This window comes from Bacillus sp. FSL R9-9492, assembly GCF_038007365.1.
Lineage (GTDB): Bacteria > Bacillota > Bacilli > Bacillales > Bacillaceae_G > Bacillus_A > Bacillus_A mycoides.
The window spans coordinates 4,452,354-4,468,826 of the sequence record NZ_JBBOXC010000001.1 but is presented as its reverse complement, the minus strand read 5'-3'; the positions used below and the strand labels follow the sequence as shown (position 1 = coordinate 4,468,826).

Below are 16,473 nucleotides of genomic sequence, written 5' to 3'. Positions count from 1 at the left end.
GTGAAACGATTTGGAAAGAAGGAGATTTAATGGAACGCATTTACTTAGATCATGCTGCGACATCTCCGACTCACCCAGAAGTGGTCGAAAAGATGATTCCATATATGACAGAAACATTTGGAAACCCGTCTAGTATTCACTTTTATGGGCGTCAAACGCGCCATGCGGTAGATGAGGCGAGACGTGTGTGTGCACGTAGCATTCACGCGAGTCCAAATGAAATTATATTCACGAGCGGTGGTACAGAAGCTGATAATTTAGCACTTATAGGTGTAGCGCGTGCGAATCGTCATAAAGGTAACCACATTATTACAACGCAAATTGAACATCATGCGATTTTGCATACGTGTGAATTGTTAGAGCGTGAAGGATTTGAAGTGACGTATTTACCTGTTGATGAAACAGGGCGTGTTCAAGTTTCTGACATACAAAAGGCACTAACGGAAGAGACGATTCTTGTATCTATTATGTTCGGGAATAATGAAGTAGGGACAATACAACCAATTGTGGAAATAGGTAAGCTGTTAAAAGAGCATCAAGCTTATTTCCACACAGATGCTGTACAAGCTTACGGTTTAATAGAAATAGATGTGAAAGAGTTTGGTATTGATTTATTATCGATTTCCGCTCACAAAATTAACGGCCCAAAAGGTGTAGGGTTCCTATATGCTGGTGCAAATGTGAAATTTGAACCGTTATTAATAGGCGGAGAGCAAGAAAGAAAACGTCGTGCTGGTACTGAAAATGTACCTAGTATTGTTGGACTTCAACATGCAGTTTCGCTAGCTGAAAAAACTCGTGAGCAAAAAAATGCCCAATATGAAGAGTTTAAAGATATAATGGTATCTGTCTTCAAAAATGAGGACATTCATTTCGAGGTAAACGGAGACTTGGAATATCGCTTACCACATGTGTTTAATATAAGTTTTACAGGAATGAATATTGAACCGTTTCTTGTAAACCTAGACTTAGCTGGTATTGCAGTATCAAGTGGTTCTGCTTGTACAGCTGGTTCGATTGATCCATCACATGTATTAGTGGCGATGTTCGGAAAAGACTCCGATCAAATACGTTCATCCGTACGCTTTAGTTTCGGACTTGGAAATACGAAAGAGCAAATTGAAAAAGCGGCGTACGAAACAGTGAAAATCGTGAAGCGATTAACACAAAATTAGCATGGGAGGTGACATGATGAACAAACTACCTCAAGAAACACGCGTTGTCATCGGGATGTCCGGTGGCGTCGATTCATCTGTAGCAGCTCTTTTATTAAAAGAGCAGGGTTATGATGTAATCGGAATTTTTATGAAAAACTGGGATGATACAGATGCAAATGGTGTCTGCACAGCAACAGAAGATTACAATGATGTAATTGAAGTGTGTAACCAAATCGGCATTCCGTATTATGCAGTAAACTTTGAAAAACAATACTGGGATAAAGTATTTACGTACTTTTTAGATGAGTACCGAGCTGGTCGTACACCAAACCCAGATGTAATGTGTAACAAAGAAATTAAATTTAAAGCATTTTTAGAGCATGCAATTGCACTTGGTGCTGATTATGTAGCAACAGGTCATTATGCACGCGTTGCTTATATGGACGGCGAATATAAAATGCTTCGCGGCGTTGATGACAATAAAGATCAAACATATTTCTTAAATCAATTAAGCCAAGAGCAACTATCAAAAACAATGTTCCCATTAGGTGAATTAAAGAAACCACAAATTCGCGAAATGGCGACAGAAGCTGGTTTAGCGACAGCGGCGAAGAAAGATAGTACTGGTATTTGCTTCATCGGTGAGCGTAACTTTAAAGATTTCTTAAGTAACTATTTACCGGCGCAACCAGGTGTGATGCAAACATTATCTGGTGAAGTGAAAGGGAAACATGATGGTTTAATGTATTATACAATTGGACAACGTCATGGCCTTGGTATTGGTGGTAATGGTGATCCGTGGTTTGCTGTTGGAAAAAACTTGAAAGAAAACATTTTATATGTTGATCAAGGATTCCATAACGAACTTCTATATGGTGATGAAGTTATTGCTACGAATGTAGGCTGGGTAAGTAATAAAGCGAAGGAAAAAGAATTTACGTGTACAGCGAAATTCCGTTATCGTCAAGCAGACAATAAAGTAACGGTTCAAATCGTTGATGAAAATACAGTTCGTATTCTTTGTGATGAGCCAATTCGTGCGATTACGCCAGGCCAAGCAGTTGTTTTCTATGATGGAGATGAGTGCTTAGGCGGCGCTACAATTGATGAAGTATATCATAGTGGTAAGAAATTAGATTATTTAGGATAACACGAGAAGCCTCTGCCGATTAGCGGTTAGAGGTTTCTTTTACATAAAGCGAATTTTCGTTCGCTTGGAAAATACATTCTTTGTTATAATTTGTTGTAGAGGTGAAGGATATGTCAAACAAACTTGAAACAGGTATTAAATATATGCAAGAAGGAAACTGGGAAGAAGCAGCTAAAAATTTCACAGAAGCAATCGAAGAAAATCCGAAAGATGCGCTTGGATACATTAACTTTGCGAATTTATTAGATGTATTAGGTGATAGTGAGCGAGCAATTGTATTTTATAAACGTGCATTAGAATTAGATGGTAAATCTGCTGCTGCTTATTATGGCTTAGGAAATGTATATTACGGTCAAGAGCAATTTGCAGAGGCGAAGGCTGTATTTGAACAAGCGATGCAAGTGGGATTACAATCAGCTGACGTAACATTTATGTTAGGTATCACACATGTGCAACTTGGAAATGATCGTCTTGCACTTCCATTTTTACAAAGAGCGACGGAATTAGATGAAGGCGATGTAGAAGCTGTTTTCCAATGCGGACTTTGCTTCGCACGACTAGAACATATTCAAGAGGCAAAACCTTATTTTGAAAAGGTGTTAGAAATGGATGAAGAGCATGCAGATGCGTATTATAATTTAGGTGTTGCGTACGTATTCGAGGAGAATAACGAGAAAGCTCTTACTTTATTTAAGAAAGCGACTGAAATTCAAGCAGACCACTTTTTAGCTGGTAATGGTATTCGTTTATTAGAGCAAGAAGCTGAATAAAGTGAAATTATAGTTTAATGCGCAGTTACCCCTCATCTAAAGATTGTGAAAGAGGTGGGGGATGTACTGCTCATTAAAGTGAAAAGAACTCGGAAAGGAGAGGAAATATGGGAAATCAACATGCAATGGATTTGTTTGAGGAAGAAAAAAAATTTATAAAAGCGCAAGTTCTTCATACCATTTTCCACAACGAAGAAAACCTCTATTCCGTTGTCAGTATGAAAGTCATTGAAACGAATGAAACATACGACGAAAAAAAAGTAATGATAAACGGTCATTTTCCCCGTATGCATGAAGATGAAGTGTTTACATTAACAGGTCATTTTAAAGACCACCCAAAGTATGGAAAACAATATTTAGTTGAAACGTTTAAAAAAGAACTGCCACAAACAAAAGCAGGTATGGTGCAATATTTAGCGAGCGATTTATTTAAAGGGATTGGAAAGCGTACAGCCGAAAAAATCGTGGACCATCTTGGTGAGCATGCGATTTCTAAAATTATGGATGATCCGGATGCGTTAAGTGGTGTTGTAAACAAGCAAAAAGCGCAGGAAATATATGAGACGATTATTGAGCATCAAGGGCTCGAGAAAGTGATGAGTTTTTTAAATGGTTACGGTTTTGGAACAAAACTTTCTATTAAAATTTATCAGCAATATAAAGAGATGACATTAGAAGTGATTCGTAATAATCCGTATAAACTTATTGAAGAAGTGGACGGAATTGGATTTGGAAGAGCAGATGATATAGGGCGTGCAATCGGAATAACGGGCAATCACGACGACCGTGTACGTGCAGGGTGTTTTTATACGTTAGAGAATATTTCATTACAACTCGGTCACGTGTATATGGAAAAAGGTCAGCTTGTAAGAGAAACGATGTCACTTTTAAATAATCAAGAAGGTAGAGTGACTGAGGAAGATATTGTAGGCTGCGTTGAAATGATGCAAAGCGAAGGGAAAGTCATTATAGAAGAAGAGCGAGTGTATTTAGCTTCTTTATTCTATTCTGAGAAAGGCGTTGTAAAGTCAATTCGTCGTCTTATGAATCAAGAAGAAACCCCTGCATTCCCTGAAGCAGAAGTGTTAAAAACATTAGGAGAAATTGAAGAACAGCTAAAGGTACAGTATGCGCCGCTTCAGCAAGAAGCAGTTCAAACTGCACTTCATAAGCCGATGATGTTGTTAACAGGTGGACCAGGGACGGGGAAAACAACAGTTATTAAAGGAATTGTTGAAATGTATGCGTCACTTCACGGAGTATCATTAAATCCGAATGAATATAGTGATGATAATCCATTTCCAATATTATTAACGGCCCCAACTGGAAGAGCGGCGAAGCGCATGAGTGAATCGACAGGACTTCCAGCTTGCACAATTCATCGTCTGCTTGGATGGACGCCAGAAGGATCTTTTCAGCGCAATGAAACAGACCCTGTACAAGGGAAGCTCCTTATTATTGATGAGTTTTCGATGGTAGATATTTGGCTTGCAAATCAGCTATTCAAGTCACTTCCGACAAATATTCAAGTTATCGTTGTAGGTGATGAAGATCAGTTGCCATCTGTAGGACCTGGACAAGTGTTAAAAGATTTATTGAATGCAGGTGCGGTTCCAACGGTCAAGCTTACAGAAATTTATCGTCAAGCGGAAGGGTCATCTGTTATTCAACTTGCCCATGCGATAAAGGATGGAACACTTCCGCCAGATTTAGCACAAAATAAAAAAGATCGTTCATTTATCAGCTGTGCAGGTGCTCAAATTGTTGAGGTTGTTAAAAAGGTTTGTGAAAATGCTAAGACAAAAGGCTTTAGTGCAAGAGATGTACAAGTGTTGGCACCAATGTACCGCGGACCAGCAGGTATTAATGTGTTAAATGAAGCTCTTCAAGAAGTGTTTAATCCGAAAAAAGAAAAGAGTAAAGAAATTGCCTACGGTGACGTTGTATACCGCAGAGGTGATAAAGTACTTCAATTAGTCAATCAGCCGGAAAGCCAAGTGTTTAATGGTGATATTGGAGAAATTGTTTCAGTATTTTATGCGAAAGAAAATGTCGAGCAACAAGATATGATTATCGTTTCATTTGATGGAATTGAAGTAACATATACAAAGCCGGATTTAAATCAAATTACGCATGCCTATTGCTGCTCGATTCATAAATCACAAGGTAGTGAATTCCCAATAGTTATTATGCCAATTGTAAAGAGCTACTACCGTATGTTACGTCGTAATTTAATTTACACGGGTATTACAAGGAGTAAGAAATTCCTTATTATTTGCGGGGAGGAAGCAGCGTTTCAATCCGGTGTAAATCGCCTTGATGATGCAATGCGTCAAACGACTTTAGCTGGCCGATTGCAAGAATCACAAGGAGAAGTGCAGATGGTGACGGTTAATGGTGAAGAAATGGACGTGGAAAACATTTCACCGTATGATTTCATGTAACAAGGTGAAATTATATAGTGAACCTTTCAAACGTATAACGTTGAAAGGTTCTAGCAATGTATAAATGAATGCAGTTTGGACATAATGGCGAATAGAATCTGGGAGACTGTAAGGAGATGAAAGCCATATGTTCAGTTGTCCAAATTGCAAAGGGAAAGACATCGGAAAAATAGGTGTCAACCAATTTTATTGCTGGAATTGTTATATCGAATTATCGGTTTCAAAGGGGAAAATCCATACACATCAAGTAGAGGAAGATGGTTCATTAAGCTCTCTTGATGATTTATTTGATGATAATGAAAGAACGATCGGATAACGAAAAGGGGGATTTACTTTGAATCTACGCAATTCATTAATCGCATTAGGTGTTGGAGCTGCAGCGTATCAATATGCTCGCAAACAAGATGTATTTTCAAAACGCAATGTGAAAAAAGCACGTAAGATGATTAAGTCTTATTTATAAGGCGTAAAAAACTCCCTTTATGATAAGGGAGTTTTTTTATGCGCTTGTATGCAAATATAAAAGTCCGATTTCAGAGAAGAGATAAGATAAACCGTAGCATCCAACGCCAAGCATTCCATAATGCCATAAGTGCTTAGCTCTTTCCTTTCGTGAGGAACGAATAAAGAAGCCTTTCCAAATACCAAACCCGATACAAATCCATTCAAGAAGCATAAAAAGTGCGGATAATGCAAGCATAAATAAGATCATTATGAGCCCTCCTGATTATATTTTGACATTTTGTATTTTCAAGGGATGGTTGTCCTTATTATGTTAAATATATGTACGTCTTTAAAAAACAGTATGGTCTGTATAAAAAGATTTTAAAACTTTTGCACATAACCTAACCTATTTATTTTCAAAATAAAGATGGAGGAGGTTTTTCGTGTGAAGAATCTTAAAATCATTTGGATATATCGTTTAGGATTATTGTTACTCGTTTTTCTTTGTTTGCTCGTCTTTTTAAAAATTAAGCCACTATGGGCACCGATTATTTTTGTATTTAAAGTGGCGATCACACCGTTCTTTATTGCTTGTTTTATTGCTTATTTATTACACCCTTTAATTGAAAAAATCCATAAGGAAGGAATGCCACGCACACTTGCTATTTTGCTCATTTATATTCTTTTCTTTGGCGGAATTGGCTATGGAATTTATAAAGGAACGCCAGTTGTTATTAAACAGTTACAAGAAATTAATGAACAATTTCCACAGTTTACAAAAATGTACGATTCTTGGATGGATGGAGTTACAGAACAAACAGCGAATTTCCCATCATTTATTCATGAAAAGGTGAAACAAATTTTTGGTGGTGTAGAAACGAAGATTCAAGCGCTTTTAAATAAAGTCATGAGCACAGCTCGTGGTGTACTGGATTCGTTACTCATTATTTTCTTAATTCCATTCATTGTATTTTACATATTAAAAGATTACGGTGAGTTTTATCATATATTTTGGAAATTAGTCCCGAGTAAGTGGCGTAGTACGGGTCAAATGCTTGCGAAAGAAATTGATAAATCACTCGGAAGTTATATTCGAGGGCAGTTATTTGTTTGCTTAGTATTAGGGGGGGTATCTGTTCTTTCTTTTTGGTTTATCGGTATGAAATATCCATTGCTGCTCGGCATTATTATTGGGGTAACGGATATAATCCCGTACTTTGGTCCTATTTTAGGGGCGATTCCCACGTTGATGATTGCGGCAACGGTATCAACGAGTTTACTCATTAAGGCGGGGATTACAATTGCTATTTTGCAATTTTTGGAAAGTAACATTTTATCTCCTTACATCGTTGGTAAGTCGCTTCGTATGCATCCTGTTATTATTATGCTTGCATTACTAGTTGGAGGAGAGATAGCCGGGATTGTAGGATTACTAATATCAGTTCCAATTTTAGCAGTTATTCGTACAGTGATTGTTCATGTAAGGCCTCTTTGGAAAAAAGAAGATGTGTAATATAAAAGCCCTCTACTTATAAAAGTAGAGGGCTTTTATTATTTAGAGAGTTGCTCGTGTATTTGTTGAACGAGAGAGCTTACATCATTTGTTTGAATATGTTTTATTTTTTTCCATTCATTATCGTACATAAATATAATTTGATTGTTGAAAAGACGCTTTTGCTCTTTTAGATTAGAAATGTTTGCAAAAGAGTACTCTTCAAATATTGGGTTCTTACTTACATCTGGTCCATAAAAGAAGAGCCGTTTGTTCGTTAAAATTAACAGTCCTGGTCTTGCGACGGAACGATATATAAATATATTTAATGAGCATGCTGCATAAAAAAGGATTTTTTCATCAGTTGTTAACATTTCTTTAGCTTGATTCAATAAGGTTGTCATTGTAATCGCTCCTTTATTGTTAATAATTTAATTATAATAAATAATGTAATATTTAGAAATTTGTATAAAGTATTTTTTGAGAGGAGATTCCTATTTAGTAATAAATGCATAATATATTTAAAGGCTGTTAAGAATGAATAGTAGAATAACTATGATTAATAAGCAATTGATACAATATAAATGATTATCTACATTGACAAACTTAAGAGAATTCTATTATATTTAGTCATATAATACATTAAATCAATGACGGAACAAGTACGTTACAGTCCATTTGTAGAGAGAAGCTTCCACTGGCTGAAAGGAGCTTTAAATGAAGGGTAACAGAAAGCTAATCCTGAGAGCAGCTAATCACTGCCGTCTTGCCACGTTACGGCACCATGAGGTGATGAATTGATTGTTATAATAATCAATTCATAATTAGGGTGGTATCGCGAGTTAACTCTCGTCCCTTTTATTAGGGGCGGGAGTTTTTTATATTTAAGGAGGAAAATACAATGAAACAACTAACAGGCGCACAAATTCGTCAAATGTTTTTAGACTTTTTCCAAGAAAAAGGACATGCAGTAGAACCAAGTGCATCACTAGTTCCTCATGAAGATCCATCTCTGTTATGGATTAATAGTGGTGTAGCGACATTAAAGAAATATTTTGATGGTCGTGTAATCCCACAAAATCCACGTATTACAAATGCACAAAAATCAATTCGTACAAACGATATTGAAAACGTTGGGAAAACGGCTCGTCACCATACATTCTTTGAAATGTTAGGGAACTTCTCAATCGGTGATTACTTCAAAGAAGAAGCAATTACTTGGGCTTGGGAATTTCTAACGAGCGACAAATGGATCGGATTCGATAAAGAATTACTATCTGTTACAATTCATCCGGAAGATGAAGAAGCATTCACAATTTGGAATGAGAAAATGGGTGTTCCAAAAGAACGCATCATCCGTTTAGAAGAAAACTTCTGGGATATCGGTGAAGGACCAAGTGGACCGAATACAGAAATTTTCTATGACCGCGGTGAATCTTACGGTAATGACTTTAGTGACCCAGAATTATATCCGGGCGGAGAAAACGAGCGTTACTTAGAAGTATGGAACCTTGTATTCTCTCAATTTAACCATAATCCAGACGGTTCATATACGCCACTTCCTAAGAAAAACATCGATACAGGAATGGGTCTAGAGCGTATGACATCTATCGTTCAAGATGTACCTACGAACTTTGATACAGACCTATTCATGCCGATGATTGGTGCAACAGAATCAATTTCTGGTGAGAAATATCGTAATGGCGATTTAGAAAAAGATATGGCGTTTAAAGTAATTGCTGACCATATCCGTACAGTAACATTCGCTGTTGGTGACGGTGCTCTTCCATCTAACGAAGGCCGTGGTTATGTATTACGTCGTTTATTACGCCGTGCTGTTCGTTATTCTAAGAAATTAAACATCAACCGTCCGTTCATGTTTGAATTAGTACCGGTTGTTGGAGAAGTAATGAAAGACTTCTATCCAGAAGTACTTGAAAAGAAAGATTTCATCGCAAAAGTTGTGAAGAATGAAGAAGAGCGTTTCCATGAAACACTTCATGATGGTGAATCAATTTTAGCTGAAGTAATTGCAAAAGCGAAAGAAGAAAAAACAACTGTTATTTCTGGCGTAGATGCGTTCCGCCTATACGACACGTACGGTTTCCCAATTGAATTAACAGAAGAATATGCAGAAGAAGCTGGTATGACAGTTGATCAAGCGGGCTTTGAAAATGAAATGGAGAAACAACGTGAGCGTGCACGTGCTGCTCGTCAAGACGTTGATTCTATGCAAGTTCAAGGCGGTGTACTTGGTGAAGTTAAAGTAGCGAGCGAATTCGTTGGTTACGGTACAGTTGCAACAGAAAGTAACGTTGTTGCCCTTGTGAAAAATGGTGAGTATACAGATAGCTTACAAGCAGGTGAAGAAGGACAATTAATGCTTGATGTAACGCCATTCTACGCTGAGAGCGGTGGGCAAATTGCAGACCGTGGTTACCTTCTTGCTGACGGCGTGAAAGTTGTTGTGAAAGACGTACAAAAAGCACCAAATGGTCAAAACTTACACAAAGTAGTTGTGGAAGAAGGTACATTAACGAAAGAAGCGGCTGTAAAAGCTCTTATCGATACGAAAAACCGTAGTAGCGTTGTGAAAAACCATACAGCAACTCACTTACTGCACCAAGCATTAAAAGATATACTTGGAACGCATGTTAACCAAGCTGGTTCTCTTGTAACATCTGAACGTTTACGTTTTGACTTCTCTCACTTCGGTCAAGTACAAGCTGATGAATTAGAAAAAATTGAGCGTATCGTAAACGAAAAAATTTGGGAAAGTATTGATGTTGCGATTTCTCAAAAAGCAATCGAAGAAGCGAAAGAAATGGGCGCAATGGCATTATTCGGTGAAAAATACGGTGATGTTGTACGCGTTGTGCAAGTAGGCGATTACAGCTTAGAGCTTTGCGGTGGTTGTCACGTTGATAACACAGCTTCTATCGGTATTTTCAAAATCGTTGCTGAGTCTGGTATCGGTGCAGGAACTCGTCGTATTGAGGCGGTAACTGGTAAGTCTGCATACGAATTAATGAACGATCAAGTAGGTTTATTAAAAGAAGCAGCAGGAAAAATGAAAACAAATCCAAAAGATATTTTAACAAGAGTTGATGGTTTATTTACTGAAGTAAAACAACTTCAAAAAGAAAACGAATCTCTTGCTGCGAAATTAAGCAATATCGAAGCTGGAAACTTAACTGATTCAGTAATGACAGTTGATGGCGTGAACGTATTAGCGGCGAAAGTAAATGTTGCAGATATGAACAACTTACGTACAATGATGGATGACCTTAAAAATAAGTTAGAGTCTGCAGTTGTTGTATTAGCGTCTGTAAATGACGATAAGGTAAACATTTTAGCTGGCGTAACGAAAGATTTAATTAGTCAAGGTTACCATGCGGGTAAACTTGTGAAAGAAGTAGCTTCTCGTTGTGGAGGCGGCGGTGGTGGCCGTCCTGATATGGCACAAGCAGGCGGTAAAAACCCAGCGCAAGTAGAGGAAGCTTTAGCGTTTGTACAAGAGTACGTTAAATCTGTTTCAAAATAAAGAGATAGTAGTGTACAATGGTAGGGAGAGGAGAAGTTCTTCTCCCTATACTTACTACTTACAAGTGAGGTGCTTGAAATGGACGGTTTTGATAAGACAATGAAGTTTAGCATTCAAGATGAAAAACAGAGTGTCCATGTAAATGATGTACTTTTAACTGTGTATGATGCACTTCAAGAAAAAGGTTATAATCCGATTAACCAAATCGTCGGTTATTTATTAAGTGGAGATCCAGCATACATACCTCGCCATAAAGATGCACGAAGCATCGTTCGCAAGCTTGAACGTGATGAGATAATTGAAGAGCTTGTGAAGTCTTACTTGAAACATCATCGTGAGGAGTAGTTTATGCGGATATTAGGTTTAGATGTTGGTACTAAAACAGTCGGTGTTGCAATGAGCGATGAAATGGGCTGGACAGCACAAGGGCTGGAAACAATCAGGATTAACGAAGAACGAGGCCACTTTGGTTTTGACCGTATTTCTGAGTTGGTAAAACAGTACAATGTGGACAAAATAGTAGTAGGTTTACCTAAAAATATGAATGGTACAATCGGCCCTCGTGGTGAAGCGTGCCAGCAATTTGCAGAAAACCTGCGAAATCTGTTACAATTAGAAGTTGTAATGTGGGACGAGCGTTTGTCGACGATGGCAGCGGAACGTCTGCTCATTTCAGCTGATGTGAGCCGTAAGAAGCGAAAACAGGTAATCGATAAGATGGCTGCAGTCGTGATCTTACAAGGATTTTTAGATAGTAAATAAGAGGTGACCAAAATGGAAGAAAATCAAATTACAATTGTAGACGAAAAAGGAAACGAACATTTATGTGAAATTATTTTCACTTTTGATGCTGAAAAATTCGGCAAAAAATCTTACGTAGTCTTCTCTCCAATCGGTGAAGTAGACGAAGATGGAGACCAAATCTTCGATGCAATGGCATATGAGCAAAGTGAAGAAGAGGGCGGAACATTACTTTCAATTGAATCTGAAGAAGAGTGGGAAATGGTACAAGAAATGTTTAACACTCTTGCTGATGAGCAAGAAGAAGAATAGTAATGGATAAAAAGGCGAACTGTGTACACAGTTCGCCTTTTTTGTATTTATATGCAACATGACAGATTTTTTGTCGAAACTACGTAATTGTTTATAGTATAATAAGACGGGTTGTATGAAAAAAGGCTTTAAATAAGTAGCTGTCACCGATTATTTAGAAATGATTGGTTTTGCTTTATGTTTGTAGGGCATTGTATAGAGGAAGTGTATACGGTCTACAATTGAATAAGGAGGAAGAATTTTGGTAGAGAATCAAGTGAAGAAGAAGCGTAGACGTATTTTTTTAATTTCGATTATCGCACTGCTTTTAGTTTGTGGATCAGTCTATGCGTATATTTCATCTGCATTAGGACCAGTTGATAGTGGAAATAAAAAAGAGATTGAGGTAGAGATTCCAAAGGGGTCATCTACAAGTAAAATCGGTGAGATTTTAGAAGAAAAAGGTGCTGTGAAAAGCAGTACAGTTTTTAGTTTTTATACGAAATTTAAGTCGAAAAGCTTACAAGCAGGTACATATTTATTAAATCCTTCGATGAGTGCTAACGATGTCATTGAACAAATGTCATCTGGCAACGTACATCGTCCGGCTCTTTATAAAGTGACGATTAAAGAAGGGGCGCAAGTAACTGAAATTGCTGAAGTGATTGCGGCAGAATTAAAGTGGAATAAAGATGATGTTGTGCGTCAATTAAACGATAAAGCATTTATTCAAAAAATGCAGCAAAAGTATCCGAAGCTATTAACAGATAAAATTTTTGATAGCAACATTAAATATCCACTAGAAGGATACTTATATCCAGCAACGTATTCTTTCTATAAAAAGGATACAAAATTAGAAGAAATTGTAATCCTGATGCTTGAGAAAACAAATGCAATTATTGTTCAAAATGAGGCGAAAATGAAAGCGAAGAACTGGGATGTTCATCAACTTCTCACGTTGTCTTCACTTATTGAAGAAGAGGCTACTGGCTTTACTGATCGCCAAAAAATCTCTAGTGTTTTCTACAATCGTCTAGCGAAAGGCATGCCGCTTCAAACGGATCCGACGGTATTATACGCGCTTGGAAAGCATAAACAACGTGTATTATACGAAGACTTGAAAGTAAACTCACCGTACAATACGTATGTTGTGAAAGGGTTGCCGGTTGGACCGATTGCAAACTCTGGTAAACATTCAGTGGAAGCAGCGTTAGATCCTGCGCAAACAGATTATTATTATTTCTTAGCTGCACCAAGTGGTGAAGTGTATTATGCGAAAACATTAGAAGAACATAATGCATTAAAGCAAAAATACATTACGAAAAAACAGTGAAATGGGGAGGGATAGCGAAAAGGGTCGCATATCCCTCTTTTTTGTGGTAAAATATATCGGGTTAAAAACTGGCAGAAGAATCGTTTTTAATATCAAAACGGGACGTACAAGCTAAGGGTGAAACTGGCTTGTATTTTTATTGCATTCTATGTGTGAAAAGACAAAGGTTGACGCGTCATAGAGGCACTTCTCCATGTAAATAAGGAGGACCAATTATGGAGGATGCAGTTAACGAGTACCTATTATCATTTATTGATCCAAAAGATAAATTAATTCTTGAAATGGAAGAGTATGCAACTGAAAACCATGTGCCGATTATGGATCGACTTGGAATGGAATTTATGCTGCAATTTTTACGTTTAATTGGACCGGAAAGTATTTTAGAACTTGGAACAGCAATCGGTTATTCTAGTATTCGTATGATGCAAGCTATTCCGAACTCTCGCATTGTGACAGTAGAGCGCAATCGTGAACGATATGAAAAGGCACTTGAATATATAGAATGTTCCTCGGTAACAGACCGTATTTCTGTTATTTACGGTGATGCTTTAGAAACGGGCGAACAAGTGAAAGAACATGGAACATTTGATGTTATTTTTATTGATGCAGCGAAAGGGCAGTATCGTCGCTTTTTTGACTTATACGAACCGTTATTAAATCCTGGTGGCGTTATTATTTCAGATAACGTTATGTACCATGGTCTTGTGACGACAAAAGAGAAAATTGAAAATAGACGTACCCGTGGTTTGATTCGTCGTATTAAGACGTACAATGAATGGCTTATGAATCATGAAGGATATGATACAACGATTTTCCCAATTGGCGATGGAGTGGCTGTAAGTAAAAAGAGAGGGTGACAAAAGTATGAAGAAACCTGAATTGTTAGTAACGCCTAGAGCGGTGGCGGATATTGAACCTCTTGCGAAAGCAGGGGCAGATGCAGTAATGGTTGGTGAACAAAAGTTTGGTTTACGTTTGGCAGGAGAGTTTTCACGTGAAGATGTGAAACAAGCTGTAAACATTGCACATGAAAATGGTGTGAAAGTATACGTTGCAATGAATGCGATGTTCCACAATGATAAAGTAGAAGAATTAACGGACTATGTTGCCTTTTTAAATGAGGTAAATGTAGATGCGATTGTTTTCGGAGATCCAGCGGTATTAATGGCTGTTCGTGAAGTTGCACCAAATATGCAACTTCACTGGAATACAGAAACGACAGCAACAAACTGGTTTACTTGTAACTATTGGGGGCAAAGAGGAGCGAAACGCGCTGTATTAGCTCGTGAGCTTAGCTTAGATGAAATTGCTGAATTAAAAGAAAATGCTGAAGTGGAACTTGAAGTACAAATTCACGGTATGACTTGCATGTTCCAATCGAAGCGTTCACTAGTAGGAAACTACTTTGAGTATCAAGGGCGTAATCTCGACATCGAAAAGAAAAAGTATGAAGAGAATATGTTCTTATACGACCCGGAACGTAATAACAAATATCCAATTTATGAAGATGAAAATGGTACTCACATTATGAGTCCGAATGATATTTGTTTCATCGATGAGTTAGAGGAACTAATCGATGCTGAAGTCGATAGCTTAAAAATTGATGGTGTCCTAAAAAGTTCTGAGTACATTATTGAGGTAACGAAGAAATATCGTAAGGCGATTGATTTATGTGTAGAAGATCGTGATGCGTATTATGACGTGAAAGATGATTTATTTAAAGAGATAGAAGAAATACAACCGGTAAATCGTCCGTTAGATACAGGATTCTTCTTTAAAGAAACGGTTTACTAAACGAGGAGGGTGTAGGAAATGGCTGTACAAGAAATTTCACGAGTGATCGATGGCAAACGCGTTATTGTGAAAAAACCTGAACTGTTAATCCCTGCGGGTAACTTAGAAAAATTAAAAGTAGCTATCCATTATGGGGCAGATGCTGTATATTTAGGTGGACAAGAATTTGGTCTTCGTTCTAATGCAGGTAACTTTACGCTGGAAGACATGGCAGAAGGCGTTGAATTTGCAAAGAAATATGGAGCAAAAATATACGTAACAACAAATATTTTTGCACATAATGAAAATATGGATGGGCTAGAGGAATATTTAAAAGGGATTGAAAAAGCTGGCGTAACGGGAATTATCGTTGCCGATCCGCTTATTATTGAGACATGTAAACGTGTGGCGCCTTCTGTTGAGGTGCATTTAAGTACACAACAATCACTATCCAACTGGAAAGCAGCACAGTATTGGAAAGAAGAAGGTTTACATCGTCTTGTATTAGCTCGTGAAGCAAGCTATGAAGAAATGAAAGAAATTAAAGAAAAAGTTGATGTTGAAATTGAAGCATTCGTCCATGGTGCAATGTGTATCGCGTATTCAGGGAGATGTACATTAAGTAACCATATGACAGCGCGTGACTCTAACCGTGGTGGTTGTTGTCAATCTTGCCGCTGGGATTATGATTTAGTTCAAACGGTATCACAACATAAAGATGCAAAAGAGCTTCCTCTATTCCAAGAAGAAGATGCTCACTTTGCGATGAGCCCAAAAGATTTAAATTTAATCTTATCAATTCCGAAAATGATTGAAATTGGAATTGATAGCTTAAAAGTTGAAGGACGTATGAAATCTATCCATTACGTAGCGACTGTAGCAACTGTATATCGTAAAGTAATTGATGCGTATTGTGCGGATCCGGATAACTTTGAGTTTAAACAAGAATGGTTAGATGAACTTGATAAATGTGCAAATCGTGATACAGCTCCTGCATTCTTTGAAGGGGTTCCAGGACATCAAGAGCAAATGTTTGGAAATCATAGTAAGAAAACAACGTATGATTTTGCTGGTTTAGTGTTAGATTATAATGAAGAAACGGGCATCGTAACGCTTGAGCAACGTAATCACTTCAAACCAGGACATGAAGTGGAGTTCTTTGGGCCAGAAATAGAAAACTTTACGCAAACGGTGGAGAAAATTTGGGATGAGGATGGAAACGAATTAGATGCAGCGAGACATCCGTTGCAAATCGTGAAATTCAAAGTGGATCAACCAGTGTATGTGAATAATATGATGCGCAAAAACATACTTCAATAAGAAAGAGTGGTAGT

General features: G+C 37.6%; 17 protein-coding genes and 1 other annotated feature. Of the genes, 15 read left to right on the top strand and 2 right to left on the bottom strand.

The features are described from left to right. Nucleotides 1-29 precede the first annotated feature (29 nt). From MKY70_RS22935 to MKY70_RS22910, 6 genes are all read left to right on the top strand, one after another. Nucleotides 30-1,175, top strand: coding sequence for a cysteine desulfurase family protein (locus MKY70_RS22935; RefSeq protein WP_061689583.1), 1,146 nt, complete (start codon nucleotides 30-32; stop codon nucleotides 1,173-1,175). A gap of 16 nt (nucleotides 1,176-1,191) precedes the next feature. Further along, the gene (gene mnmA / locus MKY70_RS22930; protein ID WP_002088752.1) at nucleotides 1,192-2,307 is read left to right on the top strand and encodes a tRNA 2-thiouridine(34) synthase MnmA; all 1,116 of its coding nucleotides are present in this window, start codon (nucleotides 1,192-1,194) and stop codon (nucleotides 2,305-2,307) included. A 110-nt stretch (nucleotides 2,308-2,417) separates the two neighbouring features. Beyond that, the gene (locus tag MKY70_RS22925; RefSeq protein ID WP_002143220.1) at nucleotides 2,418-3,077 is read left to right on the top strand and encodes a tetratricopeptide repeat protein; all 660 of its coding nucleotides are present in this window, start codon (nucleotides 2,418-2,420) and stop codon (nucleotides 3,075-3,077) included. A gap of 107 nt (nucleotides 3,078-3,184) precedes the next feature. Continuing rightward, nucleotides 3,185-5,521 carry an SF1B family DNA helicase RecD2 gene (gene recD2, locus MKY70_RS22920; RefSeq protein ID WP_002034106.1) on the top strand — a complete coding sequence of 779 codons (2,337 nt, stop codon included), beginning with the start codon at nucleotides 3,185-3,187 and terminating at the stop codon, nucleotides 5,519-5,521. 127 nt (nucleotides 5,522-5,648) lie between these two features. After that, on the top strand, nucleotides 5,649-5,837 hold the full coding sequence (locus MKY70_RS22915) for a hypothetical protein (protein ID WP_002015288.1): 189 nt from the start codon (nucleotides 5,649-5,651) through the stop codon (nucleotides 5,835-5,837). A gap of 18 nt (nucleotides 5,838-5,855) precedes the next feature. Beyond that, nucleotides 5,856-5,984, top strand: a complete 129-nt coding sequence (locus MKY70_RS22910; protein WP_002015286.1) for a YrzQ family protein — start codon at nucleotides 5,856-5,858, stop codon at nucleotides 5,982-5,984. Between the two features lie 36 nt (nucleotides 5,985-6,020). On the opposite strand, the gene MKY70_RS22905 is transcribed toward MKY70_RS22910, so the two are convergent. Then, complete coding sequence (locus tag MKY70_RS22905; RefSeq protein ID WP_002015285.1) at nucleotides 6,021-6,233, bottom strand: hypothetical protein; 213 nt, start codon at nucleotides 6,231-6,233, stop codon at nucleotides 6,021-6,023. Between the two features lie 177 nt (nucleotides 6,234-6,410). Between MKY70_RS22905 and MKY70_RS22900 the strand changes: the two genes are divergently transcribed. Then, nucleotides 6,411-7,478, top strand: a complete 1,068-nt coding sequence (locus MKY70_RS22900) for an AI-2E family transporter (RefSeq protein ID WP_241875786.1) — start codon at nucleotides 6,411-6,413, stop codon at nucleotides 7,476-7,478. Nucleotides 7,479-7,516: 38 nt separating this feature from the next. Here MKY70_RS22900 and MKY70_RS22895 read toward each other — a convergent pair whose 3' ends face one another. Next, on the bottom strand, nucleotides 7,517-7,861 hold the full coding sequence (locus MKY70_RS22895) for a PH domain-containing protein (protein WP_341025754.1): 345 nt from the start codon (nucleotides 7,859-7,861) through the stop codon (nucleotides 7,517-7,519). A 237-nt stretch (nucleotides 7,862-8,098) separates the two neighbouring features. Next, nucleotides 8,099-8,317, top strand: a binding site (T-box leader). 41 nt (nucleotides 8,318-8,358) lie between these two features. On the opposite strand from MKY70_RS22895, the gene alaS reads away from it, so the two are divergent. The 8 genes from alaS (at nucleotide 8,359) to MKY70_RS22855 (ending at nucleotide 16,459) form a co-directional block, all read left to right on the top strand. Next, nucleotides 8,359-11,001: an alanine--tRNA ligase gene (gene alaS / locus MKY70_RS22890; protein WP_002015283.1), complete on the top strand. Its 2,643-nt coding sequence runs from the start codon at nucleotides 8,359-8,361 to the stop codon at nucleotides 10,999-11,001. Between the two features lie 78 nt (nucleotides 11,002-11,079). After that, on the top strand, nucleotides 11,080-11,346 hold the full coding sequence (locus MKY70_RS22885) for an IreB family regulatory phosphoprotein (protein ID WP_000348591.1): 267 nt from the start codon (nucleotides 11,080-11,082) through the stop codon (nucleotides 11,344-11,346). 3 nt (nucleotides 11,347-11,349) lie between these two features. After that, a complete protein-coding gene (gene ruvX, locus MKY70_RS22880; protein WP_001221204.1) occupies nucleotides 11,350-11,763 on the top strand; it encodes a Holliday junction resolvase RuvX in 414 nt (137 codons plus the stop codon). A 12-nt stretch (nucleotides 11,764-11,775) separates the two neighbouring features. Next, nucleotides 11,776-12,054 (top strand): DUF1292 domain-containing protein, encoded by a 279-nt coding sequence (locus tag MKY70_RS22875; protein WP_002034112.1) that lies wholly within the window; start codon nucleotides 11,776-11,778, stop codon nucleotides 12,052-12,054. A gap of 241 nt (nucleotides 12,055-12,295) precedes the next feature. Next, a complete protein-coding gene (gene mltG / locus MKY70_RS22870; RefSeq protein ID WP_341025753.1) occupies nucleotides 12,296-13,366 on the top strand; it encodes an endolytic transglycosylase MltG in 1,071 nt (356 codons plus the stop codon). A gap of 215 nt (nucleotides 13,367-13,581) precedes the next feature. Further along, nucleotides 13,582-14,223, top strand: a complete 642-nt coding sequence (locus MKY70_RS22865; RefSeq protein ID WP_002034114.1) for an O-methyltransferase — start codon at nucleotides 13,582-13,584, stop codon at nucleotides 14,221-14,223. 7 nt (nucleotides 14,224-14,230) lie between these two features. Continuing rightward, the gene (locus tag MKY70_RS22860; protein WP_002015276.1) at nucleotides 14,231-15,160 is read left to right on the top strand and encodes a peptidase U32 family protein; all 930 of its coding nucleotides are present in this window, start codon (nucleotides 14,231-14,233) and stop codon (nucleotides 15,158-15,160) included. An 18-nt stretch (nucleotides 15,161-15,178) separates the two neighbouring features. Then, entirely contained in the window at nucleotides 15,179-16,459 is a 1,281-nt protein-coding gene (locus MKY70_RS22855) for a peptidase U32 family protein (protein ID WP_002143215.1), read from the top strand. The last annotated feature ends 14 nt before the right edge of the window (nucleotides 16,460-16,473 follow it).